Source organism: uncultured Bacteroides sp., from assembly GCF_905207245.1.
Taxonomy (GTDB): domain Bacteria; phylum Bacteroidota; class Bacteroidia; order Bacteroidales; family Bacteroidaceae; genus Bacteroides.
Genome location: NZ_CAJLKP010000004.1, coordinates 57,636 through 74,285 on the forward strand (window position 1 = coordinate 57,636; position 16,650 = coordinate 74,285).

A 16,650-nucleotide genomic window follows, 5' to 3' on the forward strand; every position below is an offset into this window, starting at 1 on the left:
ATAGAATATGAAACAAATAGATTTTTACCTGAAGTTTGTAATTCTAATATTGGGCATAAGCACTTCTTCTATTGTCTGCTTAGCTCAAGAGGTATTTCCCGTGACATGCAAGGAATATAATGAAATAATTCTGACTCATGTGCTAACTCCTGTAGGACCTGTCCCGACTGCTATGGATGCTGATGGTGTTTATCCGTATGTTAGTTATAGTGAAACTTCCAATCGGCCGGTTCCTAAAACTTATCGAATGATTTCACTTGAAAATGAACTTATTAAAGTTGTAATTTGTCCGGACTTATGTGGTAAGGTGATGTCGATGATACATAAAGGGAGTGGTAAAGAAGTCTTGTATAATCCACATCTTGTACGCCACACACGTATTTTGCCACGTTTCTATTTTGTGGCGGGCGGTATAGAGGTCAGCTTCCCTATTTCACATACCCCTACTCAGAATGAGTCGGTTTGTTATAAGATAGATCGGACTACTGACCGGATTTATGTTACTTGTGGTGAGCGGGAGATGCATTACGGTATGCAATTTTCTGTTGAATATTCTTTGGGGACAGGAGAACACTTTCTGACACAACGTGTCAGAATGCATAATCCGGGTACGAATGCCTATCCCTGGATGTCGTGGACAAATGCTGCTATTCCTTGCATGCCTGATACTGAATATAGTTTTCCGCAAGGAGAAGTATTGGTACATGCTTCTGCATTAGATACAATAAACTGGAAAAAACAGGGACCTAAAAAAGAAAAAGATATATCAGAAATGACCGGGTATTTCTGGAAGACGAAAGATGTAAACGCTTTTGGCGCTTATACTCCTTCATTGGGGTATGGCCTTTATCATATTGCGGACGAACAAAGTGCACCGGGAATAAAGTTATGGAGTTATGGAGTGAAGGAAGATAAAGAATGGTCATTGCTCAGTACAAATAATAGGCAGACTTATGCAGAACTACAAGGGGGACCTATCAGCGACCAGTCTATAAAACTGGAATTGCAGCCGGGTGAATACAGGGAGCATACTGAGTTCTGGATACCTGCTGATAAGCGAATGGATATTTATAAACTTTCTGTGCCGGAAGTTGCATTGCGTCCGATAACGGAAGTGCCGTTATTCGGCTGGGCAAGAGAGAATGAGATCGCTCCCTGGATTGCATTGCTCAATGCTTTTGAGTATGGAACGGATATTCCTCAAATAGATCCGACAACCACTTTTTGGGCACCTTCCGGAATGGAAAATCTAGATGATGCATTTCAGTGGGCTATTATAAAATGCAATAAAGATCAGCAAGACTATTGGAAGTACTATTACGGTGCATGGTTGGCCGGACGCGAAAGAAGTAAAGAAGCTATTGTTTGTCTAAGTAGTGTGAATTTGGGATTAGCGCAGGCTTTATTGGCAAGATTGTATGAGATAAATAAAGAATATACCAAAGCGGAAGCTACTTATGATGCCATAAGCGAAGAATGGGTGGCACTGCATCCGCAGGTGGTTGTAGCTCGTGATAAATTGTTGCGTCAGTTGGGGAGTAGGACTCTTGCTAAACGCGAGGAATGGCTGAGTAAAGTTGATGCTTCTGCAGATGAATGGATTGCCGAAAGGCGGGTACAACTACTTATTGATAAAAAACAATATAAAGCTGCTAAAGACTTGTTGTTGTCTATTAAATTTCAGAAAGTACATCAAACTTATAATCGTACGGATATGTGGCGTCAAATATGCAAGGCTTTAGGAGAATCTTCATATATAATTCCGGATAATTTAGGTGAAGACCGCTTGGCGCGTTTTGGAGCATATCGGGAATTTGAATAATCAATTCTATTAATTAAGCTATAAAACCATGAAAAAGAATCTGCTGATAACGGCAACTTTAGTTCTGTTTTTATTTAACTCTTGTGGCCATAGAGTGAGTGATGCAATAGCTATTACAGTATATACGGATAGTATTGTCAGTGATGTGTCAAAGCATCCGGTAGGAATTAATCTGAATTTTATAATGGATGGCGGGCGTTTTCCTGAGGCAAAGAAGAACGTAACAGAAGCAGTAAAAAAACTAGGAACAAAATATTTGCGATATCCGGGTGGTGAGAAATCGGATTTATATCTTTTCAGCATACCGCCTTATGAAGAATCGCATACTTCATTGGCGAGAACAATTGGGTTGGATGATTATCCCGGAGTTTTTAAAGATGGAGAGTTTGTTTATGACCCTTTGGATTTCGATGAATTCATGAAAGTTTGCCGGGATGCTGGAGCTGAACCTGTATTGGTAATTGCTGCTGATAATTATTTACGTAAACCTGAAAAAGGAGAAAGGGTCTCCAGTCGGGAGGCATTAATTAAACATGCTGCTGAATGGGTGAGGTATGCTAACATTAAGAAAAAGTACAATGTGCGTTATTGGATGATAGGTAATGAGAGTTGGAATAAGAATAATGAGAACTCCACTGTTGATATCTATGCTCAAGATGTCATAGACTTTTCAAAAACCATGAAGGCAGTAGATTCCTCCATCTTAGTTATTCCTAATGGCGATAGTGATGCGTTCTTTAAAGCGGTTATAACCAAGGCTGGGGATTATATTGATCGTTTATGTGTGAGTAACTATGGTGTTTTTAATTTCAATGCCGGATATGAAAGCTATAAAGATACTACTCGTTGTCTGATATGGCCTGCACAAACAGCACTCAATGCTATGAATAAGTATGCCACACCGGAACAACTCGGTAAGTGGAAATTGATAGTTGCTGAATATGGAACAATTGATTGGGCCGGACTTTGGCATGGAACTAATGATATGGGGCATGCAATTGTGAATTTTGATATGACCGGTCAATTACTGTTAGAGCCGCAGATAGAGTTTTCGTGTTTCTGGAATACCCGTTGGCTGAATAATGAAGAACAGCCTCAGGCAGATCACGACGCTATTGATTCAAATGGGAATATCAACCCTACGGGGTATTCGTTGCTGATCTGGAATCAGTTTATGGGCGATAAAATGATAAAGTCCGAATCAAAAGGATATATTATATCTTATGCGAGTTATTCTCCTCAAATGGATCAATTGTTTGTGTACCTTATTAATAAAGGTGACAGGAAGGAGAATGTGAATATTGTTATTCCTGGTAAAGTTGATGCTAAAGTAGTTCAATGCTGGGAGTATTTTGGTAAGGATGATAAGGATTTGGCTCCTGTGTGGCAACAAAGAGATGTGAAAGATAAAGATATAACTTTGAAAAAGTATTCAATAACAGTTATAGAGTATAAGTTGACGGAGGGGTAATAGTACCTGATTTGATACATGGTAGTATAAGGGCCGCTTATCGGGAATACTGATAGACGACCCTTATGTGTTATTTAGACAAACTAATTATGAGACGTATTTAGATGGTGATTTCTCCTGCCATCGGAGTACGCATTCTCTTTCGTACCTCATTAGGCGTGTAGCCATGCCCCAGTAGAAACATGAGTTTTGTAACGGCTGACTCCGTCGTGCTGTCATATCCGCAAAGCACTCCCGCCTGCATTAACTGATAGCCCGTTTCATAACGTTCCATCTCTACGGTTCCGGCACTGCACTGGGTGACGTTGACAATAACTATCCCTTGCTCGCAAGCATTTCGCAAACGGCGGATGAACCACTCTTTGCGAGGAGCATTTCCCGAACCGTACGTTTCGAGCACAACAGCTTTCAATCCCTCAATACCCAATATACTTGACACTACATTTTCCTGAATACCCGGAAAGAGTTTCAATATAGCTACATTGGTATCTAATAAATAATGTGGCTTCAGTTCCCGTTCAACTTCCTTAAAGCGGATTTGCACATTGTTGTATTTAATATGGATACCTGCTTCTGCCAATACAGGATAATTGAATGAACGGAATGCATTGAAGTTCTCTGCATTCATCTTGATAGTACGATTGCCGCGCATCAGGTGATTCTCAAAGAAAATGCAGACCTCGGGTACAAGCGGATTGCCTTTTGCATCACGTGCACTGGCTATTTCAAGACTAGTCAGCAGATTTTCTTTGCCGTCCGTGCGGAGCACGCCGATGGGCAATTGTGAGCCGGTGAGAATGACGGGCTTACTCAAACCTTCCAGCATAAAGCTGAGGGCCGATGCGGTGTAAGCCATCGTATCAGTACCATGCAGAATCACAAAGCCGGTATATTTGTCATAATGGTCACTGATGATGTGTACCAGTTTGCGCCAGGCTTCCGGGTCCATATCCGAGGAGTCCATCGGAGGATCGAACTGGTAAGTATCGATATGGAATGTGAAGTTTTGCAGCTCCGGTACGTGCTTTTTCAGTTGCTCGAGATTGAAATTCTCTAAAGCACCTGTTTCGGGGTTTTCTATCATTCCGATGGTTCCACCGGTATAGATTAGCAAAATGGAAGTTATATTTGGGCTCATACGCATTCTCTTACGGTAATTTAGTGCAAATATAATGATATATCTTGAATTGAATAACAAAATGTAAGAAAAGTCTGCCTGTGTTATATGAATTTCGTGCTGAAATGTGTGAAAATGTCACTTTGTCTTTTTGCATATTTCTGCCTCTTTTTGCGGCTTTCTATATTTTTATTACAAAAAAACCACAAAATGTGATAGATTGAATGTTTTTATTATTACTTTTGCGACACTTATCAATAAAGAAAGAAACAGAGAGTATGAACAAGTACTATCAACATACAGTCACATCCATGTGCATGACCATGACCCTTAGGGGTTAATGGATAGTATTTGTGTTTCTACGTGTTACACTATTTTCAGCAGTTTTTTTTATTTTCAATGTTTTATTCGTACCGTGTTGGCGAGAGTATCTGTCATCCTGAGCGTAGCCGAAGGATCTCCTCTCTAAGCAATTGGCTACGATAGAAGAAGAGATGCTTCGACAGGCTCAGCATGACAGATAGCATGGGATTGCCGATAGTATAAATTAGAATATTTAAATAGTTATATAATGAAAGTAATTAAATTCGGTGGAACGTCCGTAGGTTCCGCGAACAGTATTTTGAGCGTCAAGAGAATTGTAGAAGCAGTAGAAGAACCGGTTATTGTGGTGGTATCCGCGCTGGGCGGCATCACAGACAAGCTGATAAACACGTCGAAAATGGCTGCCACCGGCGACGCTGCCTATGAAAATGAGTTCCGTGAAATCGTTTACCGCCATGTAGAAATGATTAAGGAAGTGATTCCTGCTGGTGCGGCGCAAGTGGAACTGCAACGCCAGATAGGTGAATTACTCAATGAACTGAAAGATATTTTTCAGGGTATTTATCTGATAAAAGACCTTTCGCAAAAGACATCTGACACGATTGTCAGTTATGGTGAGCGCCTGTCGTCCATCATTGTGGCAGAACTGACGGGAGCGAAATGGTTCGATTCCCGCAAGTTCATCAAGACGGAGAAGAAACATTCCAAGTATGTGCTGGATACGGATCTGACGAATGACCTGATCCGTGAAACGTTCAGCGAACTGCCGAAACGTTCATTAGTGCCGGGGTTCATCTCTACCGATAAGGTGACGGGAGACGTAACGAACCTGGGTCGTGGTGGTTCCGATTATACGGCTGCGGTGATTGCGGCTGCACTGGATGCCGACCAACTGGAAATCTGGACGGATGTGGATGGCTTCATGACTGCCGACCCGCGTGTGATTTCTACGGCTTACACTATCAACGAACTGAGTTATGTGGAGGCAACGGAGCTTTGTAATTTCGGTGCCAAGGTGGTATATCCGCCGACTATTTACCCGGTTTGTCACAAGAATATTCCCATATTAATAAAGAATACATTCAATCCCGAAGGAACGGGAACGATTATCAAACAAGAAGTTTCCGACCCGCAAACCAAAGCGATTAAGGGTATTTCTTCTATTAACGACACGAGCTTGATTACTGTGCAGGGGCTTGGTATGGTAGGTGTGATTGGTGTGAACTACCGCATCTTCAAGGCGTTGGCGAAGAATGGCATCAGCGTGTTCCTTGTGTCTCAGGCATCTTCGGAGAACTCTACGTCTATCGGTGTGCGCAATGCGGATGCCGACCTGGCTTGTGAAGTGTTGAATGAAGAGTTTGCCAAGGAAATCGAGATGGGAGAAATTTCTCCGATACAGGCGGAAAAGAACCTGGCTACGGTGGCTATCGTGGGTGAGAATATGAAGCATACGCCGGGTATTGCCGGAAAGTTGTTTGGCACGCTGGGACGTAACGGTATCAATGTGATTGCTTGTGCGCAGGGTGCTTCGGAGACGAATATCTCATTCGTTGTGGATTCTAAATCATTGCGCAAGTCACTGAACGTTATCCACGACTCGTTCTTCCTGTCGGAATATCAGGTACTGAATCTGTTTATCTGTGGTGTAGGTACGGTAGGCGGTAGCCTGGTAGAGCAAATTCGTTGCCAGCAACAGAAGCTAATGGTAGAGAACGGATTGAAGTTGCACATTGTAGGGATTGCTGATGCGGATCGTGCCATGTTCAGCCGCGAAGGTTTTGATCTGACTGACTTCCGTAAGGAACTGGCAGAAAAGGGAAAACCGAGTACGCTGGAAACTTTGCGCGACGAGATTATCGGTATGAATATCTTCAACTCCGTATTTGTGGATTGTACGGCAAGCGCGGCAGTGGCTTCTTTATACAAAGACCTGTTGTTGCACAACGTTTCCGTAGTGGCTGCCAACAAGATTGCCGCTTCTTCTGAATACGAGAATTATCGTGAGTTGAAACAGATTGCCCGCCAGCGTGGTGTGAAGTATCTCTTTGAGACGAACGTAGGCGCAGGACTTCCTATTATCAATACAATCAATGACCTTATTCATAGTGGTGACAAGATATTGAAGATTGAAGCTGTGCTGAGCGGTACGCTGAACTATATCTTCAACAAGATCAGTGCGGATATTCCTTTCAGCAAGACCATCAAGATGGCGCAGGAAGAACGCTATTCCGAACCGGACCCGCGTATCGACCTTAGTGGCAAAGACGTGATTCGCAAACTGGTGATTCTGGCACGTGAGGCGGGTTACAGACTGGAACAGTCGGATGTGGAAAAGAACCTGTTTGTGCCCGATGATTTCTTTGAAGGTACGCTGGATGACTTTTGGAAGAAAGTGCCGAGTCTGGATGCTGATTTCGAAGCCCGCCGTAAGGTGTTGGAAGCAGAGAACAAACATTGGCGTTTCGTTGCCAAACTGGAAAATGGTAAGGCATCTGTCGGTTTGCAGGAAGTGGGTGTAAATCATCCGTTCTATGGTCTGGAAGGTAGTAACAATATTATTCTGCTGACTACAGAACGTTATAAAGAATATCCAATGATGATACAGGGATACGGTGCCGGTGCCGGAGTAACGGCGGCAGGTGTATTTGCGGATATCATGAGTATTGCAAATGTTTAATAAAATGAAACATATAATCATATTAGGCGATGGAATGGCGGATTGGCCTGTGGAGTCATTGGGCGGTAAGACGCTGATGCAATATGCCAAGACGCCTTATATGGATAAACTGGCGAGCATGGGGCGTACGGGACGGTTGAAGACTGTTGCCGATGGTTTCCATCCCGGTAGTGAGGTGGCGAATATGTCCGTTCTGGGCTACGACCTGCCGAAAGTTTATGAAGGACGAGGACCTTTGGAAGCTGCCAGCATCGGTGTAGATTTGAAGCCGGGCGAGATGGCAATGCGTTGTAACATCATTTGCATTGAAGGTGATCATATTAAAAACCATTCTGCCGGACACATCACAACGGAAGAAGCCGATGTATTGGTGAAGTACTTGCAGGAACATCTGGGCAATGAGCGGGTGTGTTTCTATACAGGCGTGCAATATCGTCATTTATTGGTGATCAAAGGTGGAGATAAGCGTATCGATTGTACGCCACCGCACGATGTGCCGTTGAAACCTTTCCGACCGTTACTGGTGAAACCGATGCCGGGTACGGAGAATATAACAGTTCCCGAAGGCGGTGCAGAACTGACTCCGCAACAAACTGCTGATTTGATTAATGACCTTATCCTGCGTTCGCAGGAGCTTTTGAAAAATCATCCGTTGAATCAGAAGCGAATGGTGGAAGGGAAAGATCCGGCTAATAGTATTTGGCCCTGGAGTCCCGGCTATCGTCCTAAAATGGAACGTTTGTCTGATAAGTTCCCACAAGTGAAACGGGGGGCAGTAATTTCTGCTGTAGACTTGATCAATGGTATCGGATATTATGCGGACTTGCGTCGCTTGACAGTGGAAGGTGCTACCGGATTGTACGATACCAATTATGAGAACAAAGTGGCTGCCGCACTGGAAGCCCTGAAGACGGACGATTTTGTCTATCTGCATATCGAAGCTAGTGATGAGGCGGGACATGAAGGAAATGTGGAATTGAAACTTCTGACTATCGAGAATCTGGATAGCCGTGCCGTAGGTCCTATTTACGAAGCAGTGAAAGATTGGGACGAGCCGGTAGCTATTGCCGTATTGCCCGATCACCCTACTCCATGCGAACTTCGTACGCATACCAATGAACCGGTTCCTTTCCTCATCTGGTATCCGGGTATTGAGCCGGATAGCGTGCAGGCTTTCGATGAGGCATCAGTCTGCGAAGGAAGCTACGGGTTATTGAAAGAAGATGAGTTTATTAATGAATTTATGAATCCCCCCACAAAATAACTCGGATTTCATCATAATCATTGTGTTGCCTTTAATTTTTAATTCTTTAATTTTTAATTTAATATGAAATATTATAGCACCAATAAACAAGCCTCCGACGCAACTTTGGAAGAAGCCGTAGTGCGCGGACTTGCAGCCGACAAGGGATTATTCATGCCCTATACCATCAAGCCTTTGCCGCAGGATTTTTATGATAGCATTGATACCCTTTCTTTTCAGGAGATTGCCTATCGCGTAGCCGATGCTTTCTTCGGAGAAGATGTTCCGGCCGATACGTTGAAGCAAATCGTATATGATACATTGAATTTTGATGTTCCTCTGGTGAAAGTGACGGAAAATATTTACTCCCTCGAACTTTTCCACGGCCCGACGCTTGCCTTTAAAGATGTAGGCGGACGCTTCATGGCCCGTCTTTTGGGATATTTCATTAAGAAAGAAGGTAAGAAACAGGTGAATGTACTTGTAGCTACTTCCGGTGATACGGGAAGTGCCGTTGCAAATGGTTTCCTCGGTGTGGAAGGTATTCATGTATATGTGCTTTATCCTAAAGGAAAGGTCAGTGAAATACAGGAAAAGCAATTCACTACCCTTGGACAGAACATCACTGCCCTTGAAGTAGACGGCACTTTTGACGATTGTCAGGCATTGGTAAAATTCGCTTTCATGGACAAAGAACTGAATGAACACCTGCAACTGACAAGTGCCAATTCTATCAATGTGGCCCGTTTTCTACCACAGGCTTTCTATTACTTCTATGCTTATGCGCAATTGAAGAAAGCTGCGAGTGACAAGCTACGGGCTACAAGTGCTATGCAGATTGGCAGTGCAGCTCACTCGTCACCGGTAGCTGGTAGCTTGTCACCAGTTATCTGTGTGCCTAGTGGTAACTTCGGAAACATTACTGCCGGCTTGTTCGGTAAACGCATGGGGCTACCTGTGAAGCGTTTCATTGCTGCCAATAACCGCAATGATATCTTCTATCAATACTTACAGACCGGTGTTTATAGTCCACGCCCCTCTATCGCCACCATTGCCAATGCTATGGATGTGGGCGATCCGAGTAACTTTGCCCGTGTACTCGATCTTTACGGGGGTAACCACAAAGCCATCACTGCCGAGATCAGCGGTACCACTTATACCAATGAACAGATTGCCGAGACGATGCGTGAGACGTGGAAAGAGTGTCATTACCTGCTCGATCCGCATGGTGCCTGCGGTTTCCGTGCTTTGAAAGAGGGATTGAAACCCGGTGAAACGGGTGTCTTCCTGGAAACGGCACATCCGGCAAAATTCCTGGATACCGTAGAGGGTATTATCGGTGAGACGGTGGAAATTCCGGCAAAGCTGCAAGCATTTATGCAAGGAGAAAAGAAAAGTCTGCCACTGACGAAGGAGTTTGAAGACTTTAAGAAATATCTGATGTCGTTGTAAACGGTAGTTTTCTTTTAGAAAGTTGAAAGATAAATGCCCGGATGCCTGACTTCGGCTGAGGGGAGAAGCAAGCGCTTCTCCTCTTTTTTTGTGCATATACGGCAAGTTGGCTCAAATAGAGCATACTATCAGGGATAATCAATCCTGAAATCAGGAAAACAGACCATCTGAATGGGGCAGACATATTCCCGTCTTTATTTTTTTCGCTGTATCACTTTCAGTTCTCCCAGCTTCTGATTGTTATCCCATAGCACGAGTATTTCTATCTTCTTCATGCTATGCCTGTAGAAAAGTGTATAACTGGGGTGGGGAATAATGTAGCGTATGTTTGCTACTTCCGTAGGTTGTCCGAAGAACGGGTTGAGACTGATACGGTACAAAGTGTTCTGCAACTGTATGTAGAATGCTTTGCTCTTTGGTCTGTCCTCCTTTTTCAGATTAAGAATGCGGAATGCTTCTTTCAACTCTTTTTTGGCGAGTGGCGACCATATCACTTCTTTGTCCATTCTTTTATCTCCTTGATGATTGTTAGATTATCCTGTCCTTCATTGTTATCCAACTGGCGGCAGGCTGCTTCAATGTCCCGACGCAGTTGATGCGAGAATACGAGCACTTGTTCTTTGCTCTGGGGTTCATCCGGCGTTTGAGTACGCGGTGTCAATTTTTCTTCATTGTTTGTCATAGGGTTATCCTCCTTTGTTTTTCATAGAACACCCTAAAGATACGAATAGTTTCGGAATATCCATGCGGTCTGAACATTTTTCTTCTCCCTGCGTTCTCTGTCCTTGAAACCAAAATTGCGATATCCGAATGAAAGATAAGAAACTGGAAGCTAACTTAAGCTTAGTAGGCTCGCGTATATTGGCGGGATTGAATATGAACGCCCTGAAATACCTGCTGCCTGTGTGGATGGGCGCGTTGACGGGCGTTACGGTGCGTTGTACTTTTGCTGCCGTGGCGTTCTGGGTGACAGGCTGGTTTGTGAAAGAAGCGCCCATCACACGGCGGCAGCGTATCGGGCTACTTTGCCTGGGGGCATTCGGCATGTATGGTTTTATGTTTTGCTATCTGCTGGGCATCAGTAAGACGACACCTGTCAGTAGTGCCATCTTCAATTCCCTGCAACCTATCTGGGTGTTTCTTATCTCTGTTTTCTTCCTGCACGAGCGGGCTACGCTGATGAAAATCATTGGTATCTCCCTCGGCTTTGGCGGTGCGCTGCTCTGTATATTGACGCAGGGAAGCGATGACCTGGCACACGATGCACTGACGGGTAATATGCTTTGCTTGCTCAGTTCGTTTGTTTTTGCCATTTACCTGATACTGAGTAAAAAGTTGCTGGAAGAGATTGGTTTGGTGACCGTAATGAAATATGTGTTTGGGGGCGCGGCGCTGTCCGGTCTGGTGATATCTACTATCTTCGGATGGGACGCGCCGTTGTTCACCGACGCTACTCATGGCACATGGCACTGGATGCCGTGGTTGATATTGACCTTCATCCTCATTTTTCCCACCTATCTCAGCTACTGGCTGATGCCTATCGGGCTGAAATATCTGAAAACAACCGTAGTAGCTATGTACGGCTATCTGATACTGATTGTGACCAGCGTCGTTTCTTATATTGCCGGACAAGACCGCTTCACTTGGGAACAGGGAGTGGCTATCGGAATGATATGCTTGAGTGTGTATTTTGTAGAGGTGGCGGAGAGGAAAGCTAAGTAGTAACTATTAATTATTAAATATTAATTGCTGTGCTGTCATGCCGCATGGCAATTAATAATTAATAATTACCAAATACTCTCCTTCTGCATAAACAGTGAATTCCGTTCCTGTACATTCGTTCAATGTGCCTTGCCACCAGTTGGTGAAGTCGCTGAGGGGATAGGCAAGACCTTCACCGCGCAGGCCATGGGCACCGAAGTTGATGATGGAGACTTGCTTTCCTGGCTGGCAGGAAAAGGTATGTGTATGGCGGCAAGGGATAAAAACGCTGTAGTCAGTAAATGTGCGGATGTTGGCTCCGGCACGCATATAGTTGATGAGGAGGCTGATATTTCCTAATGTATGATCTTCCCGCTTGCCGGTGGCTCCAACGATGATAATGTTTTTCTTTCCCTGCTCCATGAGGAAGTTGACGGCTTTCGTTTGGTCGTTTGTTTCCTGGTCGGAGATATGATGAAGGATGTGACTGTGCTTCCGGCGGTTTTCTTCGCTCAGTGAGTCGCCGTCACCGATAATTACGTCCGGCACATGACCTTGTGCTATATAAGCATCCGCACCACCATCACAACAAACCACATAGGGAGCGTTCGCTAATATTTGCGAAGGGATGGGGTGGGTAGGGTAATCGCCATTTGCAAGGATCACTGCTTCCGGTTCACCACAGAGGACACAGAGGGCCGGATTCTTATCATTGTCTTCTTTCATTGTTAATCACTTATCACTAATCATTAATCACTTCTTCCATCATCTTCTTCCATTTGAAGTAGCCAAAGATAGCGATTATTGTATAAAGGGCATATAGCCCGGCGGTAAAATCAAGTTCTTTATAAACATAGAGTCCGGCGCTGACGACGTCTACTACAATCCACGCCCACCATTGTTCCACGTATTTGCGTGCCAACATCCACATGCCGACGATGCTGAGGGCGGTGGTGAATGAATCCAGCCAGGGAACATTACTGTTGGTAAATTCTATCAGTATCCAGGCAATACCGATGAAGGTAACAGCAAATACAATGCCGAGGGGAAGATAATAGCGCAAGGGCATACGGGTGATGGGGAGTTCTTGCTTACCTTCTTCCGTGCGGAGATGTAGTTTTCTTCTGACAAAGCTGCCGTATTTCCACATCATCCAGCCATACACTGCCGCACCGAGATAGTAGATGTTTATTCCGAAATCGGCATATAGCCCGGCATCGTAATAAACGAAGATGTAGATAGCGGGCATGATGATACCCGCTATCCAAAGATAGATACTCGCCCGGTATTCCAGCCAAAGGTAGACAAGCCCGACGATTGTTCCGATTATTTCAAGAGTTTGCTCCATATACTAAAAACTCAGCGTAATATGTGCCAGCGCGTTAATACCTGCATTGGGATAATAGGCTGCATAATTGGAGGTGTGGAGAAATTTGCTGTCTTTATCCTTTATCTGATTCTTACCGTGACCTTCGTACACAGCACTTCCTGATGCATATCCGTTACTTTCGTAGGTTTCGTCAAACAGGTTGTAGACTGTCACACCTACATTAACAGATTTCAGCCCTTTCAGTTTGAAAGTATATCCGAGGTTTAGGTTGCTTACACAGTAGGCATCCAGCGTACAATCTTCCTGATGGGCATTATTTAGATATTGCTTGCTGACGTATTGCGTCTGCAAAGATGCATTAAAACCTTTATAATCCAAAGAGATGAGGCTGTTTGCCATGAAGTCCGGTGAGAAAGAGATGGGAGTGGTTCCGATATAGCGGGTGGTCTGCGAGATGCCCCAGCTTTCGCTATACATATCTTCCCAGTCTTCATTCACATCACTCAGATATTCAGTGTAATTCTTGATGCGGTTGCGGCTCCAGGTTGCATTGACATCCCAGCGCAGCCAGTTGGTGATGCGGGCGCCTGCCATCAACTCGATACCCATGCGATAACTGTCCTTCACGTTTTCTGCTACGGGTTCTCCGATTTCGTTCAATTGTCCGTTCAGCACCAATTGATTCTTATAATCCATATAGTACAGGTTGACACCTGCATTAAACCAATCTTTGCGGAAGGTGTAGCCCAGTTCATAGTCGAACATCCGTTCTGATTTGGGTTGTGCGGCAAACAGGTTGTCGGTGTAGTTGTTACGTGTCGGCTCTTTGTTTGCCACGCTGAAGGAGGCATAAAGATTGTTATAGGGATTTATTTTCCAGAAGATACCGGCTTTAGGATTGAAGAAACTGAAATCTTCATCAATATTTAATGGTTGCAGGTGTGCCGGATTGGCTGTCCAATCCCACTTGTCATTATTGCCGTTTATTTTGTAGCGCAGGTAGCGATATTGCATATCGGCGTATAAACTAACTCCATCCAGTAGCTCATAATTTATCTTTGCGTAAATGTTGCCATCTGTTTTTCGGCCGATGTTGCGGTAATATTCATGATCGGGGGCAAGTTCACCCAGATAATTCTTCACCCATACCACTTTGCCGTTATGGGTATTCTTATAATAATTCAGTCCGCCACCGATGGAGGCATCTAACTTGTCTCCTTTATAATCGAAAGAGAATATACCGCCACCGAAACCACTGTCTACCAGCTTGCGACGTACAAGGTCCGACTTCTCTATAGTGGTGCCGTTTGTTTCAAATGGTGTCAATCCATACTCCACCAGTGTACGCCGATTTTTATATTCCTCATAATAACCGTAACCGTCAGTATAGTGCAATGCTATGTTCAGTTTCCATGAAGAAGACAATATCTGGTTTAGTAATAATTGGTAATGCGTCTGGCGGTAGTAATCTATCTGATTGTCATAGAATCCGGTTACATTTCCTTGGGCATCTTCTATGGTGCCGTTGGGATTGTACTTACGGTCGTTTTCCAGTGTCTTTTTATCCAGACCATCCCAGGCATGATATGTTTCTTCTTTTCCGCCGAAGGTGATGAATTTGACGGTAGTTTTGTCGCCATAATATCCGCCTTGCACGAAATAAGATTTCAGGTCGGCACTGGCACGGTCACGGTAGCCGTCACTGTGGATATTGGACAAGCGTGCATCGAACCCCCATCGCCCATTGATGAGGCCAGTGCCTACCTTTACCGTTTCCTTATGGGTGTTGAATGACCCGTAAGAGCCTGAGAACTCTGCATACGGTGTGGGCAGAATGCCTTGTGTCTTCATATTGATGCTGGCTCCGAATGCTCCTGCGCCATTTGTGGAAGTTCCTGCACCGCGTTGAATCTGCAAGTCCTGAAGTGAGGAAGCAAGGTCGGGAGTATTTACCCAAAATATGGAATGGCTTTCCGCATCGTTCATCGGTATGCCGTTGGTGGTTACGTTAATGCGTGTAGCATCTGTTCCGCGCACCCGGATACTGGTGTAGCCGATACCTGCACCTGCATCACTCGTTGTCAGTACAGACGGCGTGAACGACAACAGATAGGGAATGTCTTGCCCGAAGTTCTGCTTCTTAAGTTGTTCTTTACTTACATTGGTAAATGCCACCGGAGTGGTTCCCGTGGCACGGGTGGAGATAATTTCTACTTCCTGCAGGCTTATCACCCGCAAGCTGTCCTTTTCATGCGTCTGCGCACAGACACTCAGCGTCGCCGTCAACAGGCAGGCCGCCATAGCATGTTTTCTCATTACAATTTTAACTATTAAAGATTAATACAGAAAAGGGGAACTTTTCTTCTTTTTCCCTCCGCCGGCATTACCCGGATCAGGTCAGTGGGTGTGATCTCAGCCCGTCGTATTAGGGCACCCCTTAGTTGAAATCGGGGGCAAAAGTAGCCGTTTTCATTGAAACCAGCAAATGGAGTGAACGATAATCGGAGATATTTGTTAATTTTGTAACTGAGCAAGCATCTGATAGCTTTGCTGGGAAAATGTATTTATTAACATCAAACGAACACTATTATGTTATTATTATTACAAGCAGCGGCTCCTGCCGCCGAAACTGTGGTGGAAGACAGTTTCAGTAAATTACAAATCTTCCTTCAGCAACTGATAGATTGGGGAGTGAACGCAGGCGGCCATATTATCGGTGCCGTATTAATCTTTATTGTAGGGCGTTTCCTGATTTCCTTCCTTAATAAAATGTTGGCCAGAGTGTTGGCTAAACGTCATGTGGACGCCAGTATCCAGAGCTTTGTGAAGAGTCTGGTGAATATTATGCTGACTATCCTGTTGATTATTGCTGTTATCGGTAAGTTAGGAGTGGAAACAACTTCGTTTGCTGCCCTGCTGGCATCTGCCGGTGTGGCTATCGGTATGGCATTGTCCGGAAACTTGCAGAACTTTGCAGGCGGTCTGATCGTTTTGTTGCTCCGTCCTTATAAAGTGGGTGACTTGATTGAAAGCCAAGGCGTGACGGGCACAGTACGCGAAATCCAGATATTCCACACTATTCTGCTTACCGGCGACAACAAAGTCATTTATATCCCGAACGGTGCATTAAGCAGTGGTACAGTGACCAACTACAGCCGTGAAAATACCCGTCGCGTAGAGTGGGTGATTGGCGTAGAGTATGGCGAAAACTTTGATAAAGTAGAAGAAACCACCCGCCGCATCATTGCTGAGGATAAACGGATACTTGGTGACCCTGCACCTTTTGTTGCCCTTCATGCACTCGATGCAAGCAGTGTGAATGTCATCATCCGTGCGTGGGTGAAGAGTGAGGACTACTGGGGAGTTTATTTTGATATGAACAAAAACATTTACTCCGTATTTAATAAGGAGGGCATCGGCTTCCCTTTCCCACAACTGACGGTACATCAGGCGAAGGACTGATTGCTATATAATGAGAAGGAGCATTACAACTAATGTAATGCTCCTTCT

At 44.5% G+C, this 16,650-nt stretch carries 13 protein-coding genes and 1 riboswitch; of the genes, 7 read left to right on the forward strand and 6 right to left on the reverse strand.

The window, feature by feature from the left end; translation table 11 throughout:
- Positions 1-7: 7 nt before the first annotated feature.
- Both QZ135_RS02310 and QZ135_RS02315 read left to right on the forward strand, forming a co-directional pair.
- Positions 8-1,822: a DUF5107 domain-containing protein gene (locus QZ135_RS02310; RefSeq protein ID WP_009132002.1), complete on the forward strand. Its 1,815-nt coding sequence runs from the start codon at positions 8-10 to the stop codon at positions 1,820-1,822.
- A 28-nt stretch (positions 1,823-1,850) separates the two neighbouring features.
- The gene (locus tag QZ135_RS02315; RefSeq protein WP_294605588.1) at positions 1,851-3,293 is read left to right on the forward strand and encodes a hypothetical protein; all 1,443 of its coding nucleotides are present in this window, start codon (positions 1,851-1,853) and stop codon (positions 3,291-3,293) included.
- A 100-nt stretch (positions 3,294-3,393) separates the two neighbouring features.
- Here QZ135_RS02315 and QZ135_RS02320 read toward each other — a convergent pair whose 3' ends face one another.
- On the reverse strand, positions 3,394-4,431 hold the full coding sequence (locus tag QZ135_RS02320) for a type I asparaginase (protein WP_294605590.1): 1,038 nt from the start codon (positions 4,429-4,431) through the stop codon (positions 3,394-3,396).
- A gap of 550 nt (positions 4,432-4,981) precedes the next feature.
- On the opposite strand from QZ135_RS02320, the gene thrA reads away from it, so the two are divergent.
- The 3 genes from thrA to thrC all read left to right on the forward strand — a co-directional run bounded on the left by thrA (position 4,982) and on the right by thrC (position 10,109).
- The gene (gene thrA / locus QZ135_RS02325) at positions 4,982-7,414 is read left to right on the forward strand and encodes a bifunctional aspartate kinase/homoserine dehydrogenase I (protein WP_025832693.1); all 2,433 of its coding nucleotides are present in this window, start codon (positions 4,982-4,984) and stop codon (positions 7,412-7,414) included.
- 4 nt (positions 7,415-7,418) lie between these two features.
- On the forward strand, positions 7,419-8,678 hold the full coding sequence (locus QZ135_RS02330) for a cofactor-independent phosphoglycerate mutase (RefSeq protein ID WP_294605593.1): 1,260 nt from the start codon (positions 7,419-7,421) through the stop codon (positions 8,676-8,678).
- Between the two features lie 63 nt (positions 8,679-8,741).
- Positions 8,742-10,109, forward strand: a complete 1,368-nt coding sequence (thrC, locus tag QZ135_RS02335) for a threonine synthase (protein ID WP_294605596.1) — start codon at positions 8,742-8,744, stop codon at positions 10,107-10,109.
- A gap of 194 nt (positions 10,110-10,303) precedes the next feature.
- Here the strand turns inward: thrC and QZ135_RS02340 are convergent, their stop codons facing one another.
- Together QZ135_RS02340 and QZ135_RS02345 are read right to left on the reverse strand one after the other, a co-directional pair.
- A complete protein-coding gene (locus QZ135_RS02340) occupies positions 10,304-10,615 on the reverse strand; it encodes a type II toxin-antitoxin system RelE/ParE family toxin (RefSeq protein WP_294605598.1) in 312 nt (103 codons plus the stop codon).
- Complete coding sequence (locus QZ135_RS02345) at positions 10,600-10,791, reverse strand: hypothetical protein (protein WP_294605600.1); 192 nt, start codon at positions 10,789-10,791, stop codon at positions 10,600-10,602. The genes QZ135_RS02340 and QZ135_RS02345 overlap by 16 nt, the downstream gene beginning before the upstream one ends.
- Positions 10,792-10,919: 128 nt before the next feature.
- Here QZ135_RS02345 and QZ135_RS02350 point away from each other — a divergent pair, with 128 nt between their 5' ends.
- On the forward strand, positions 10,920-11,831 hold the full coding sequence (locus tag QZ135_RS02350; protein ID WP_294605602.1) for a DMT family transporter: 912 nt from the start codon (positions 10,920-10,922) through the stop codon (positions 11,829-11,831).
- Between the two features lie 51 nt (positions 11,832-11,882).
- On the opposite strand, the gene QZ135_RS02355 is transcribed toward QZ135_RS02350, so the two are convergent.
- From QZ135_RS02355 to QZ135_RS02365, 3 genes are read right to left on the reverse strand one after another with little or no spacing between them, the layout of a single operon-like run.
- Entirely contained in the window at positions 11,883-12,536 is a 654-nt protein-coding gene (locus QZ135_RS02355) for a thiamine diphosphokinase (protein ID WP_294605604.1), read from the reverse strand.
- Between the two features lie 16 nt (positions 12,537-12,552).
- Positions 12,553-13,158: a nicotinamide riboside transporter PnuC gene (pnuC, locus tag QZ135_RS02360; RefSeq protein WP_294605606.1), complete on the reverse strand. Its 606-nt coding sequence runs from the start codon at positions 13,156-13,158 to the stop codon at positions 12,553-12,555.
- 3 nt (positions 13,159-13,161) lie between these two features.
- On the reverse strand, positions 13,162-15,456 hold the full coding sequence (locus QZ135_RS02365) for a TonB-dependent receptor (RefSeq protein ID WP_294605608.1): 2,295 nt from the start codon (positions 15,454-15,456) through the stop codon (positions 13,162-13,164).
- Between the two features lie 36 nt (positions 15,457-15,492).
- Positions 15,493-15,588: riboswitch (TPP riboswitch) on the reverse strand.
- Positions 15,589-15,729: 141 nt separating this feature from the next.
- Here QZ135_RS02365 and QZ135_RS02370 point away from each other — a divergent pair.
- Entirely contained in the window at positions 15,730-16,602 is an 873-nt protein-coding gene (locus QZ135_RS02370; protein WP_294605610.1) for a mechanosensitive ion channel domain-containing protein, read from the forward strand.
- Positions 16,603-16,650: the final 48 nt, after the last annotated feature.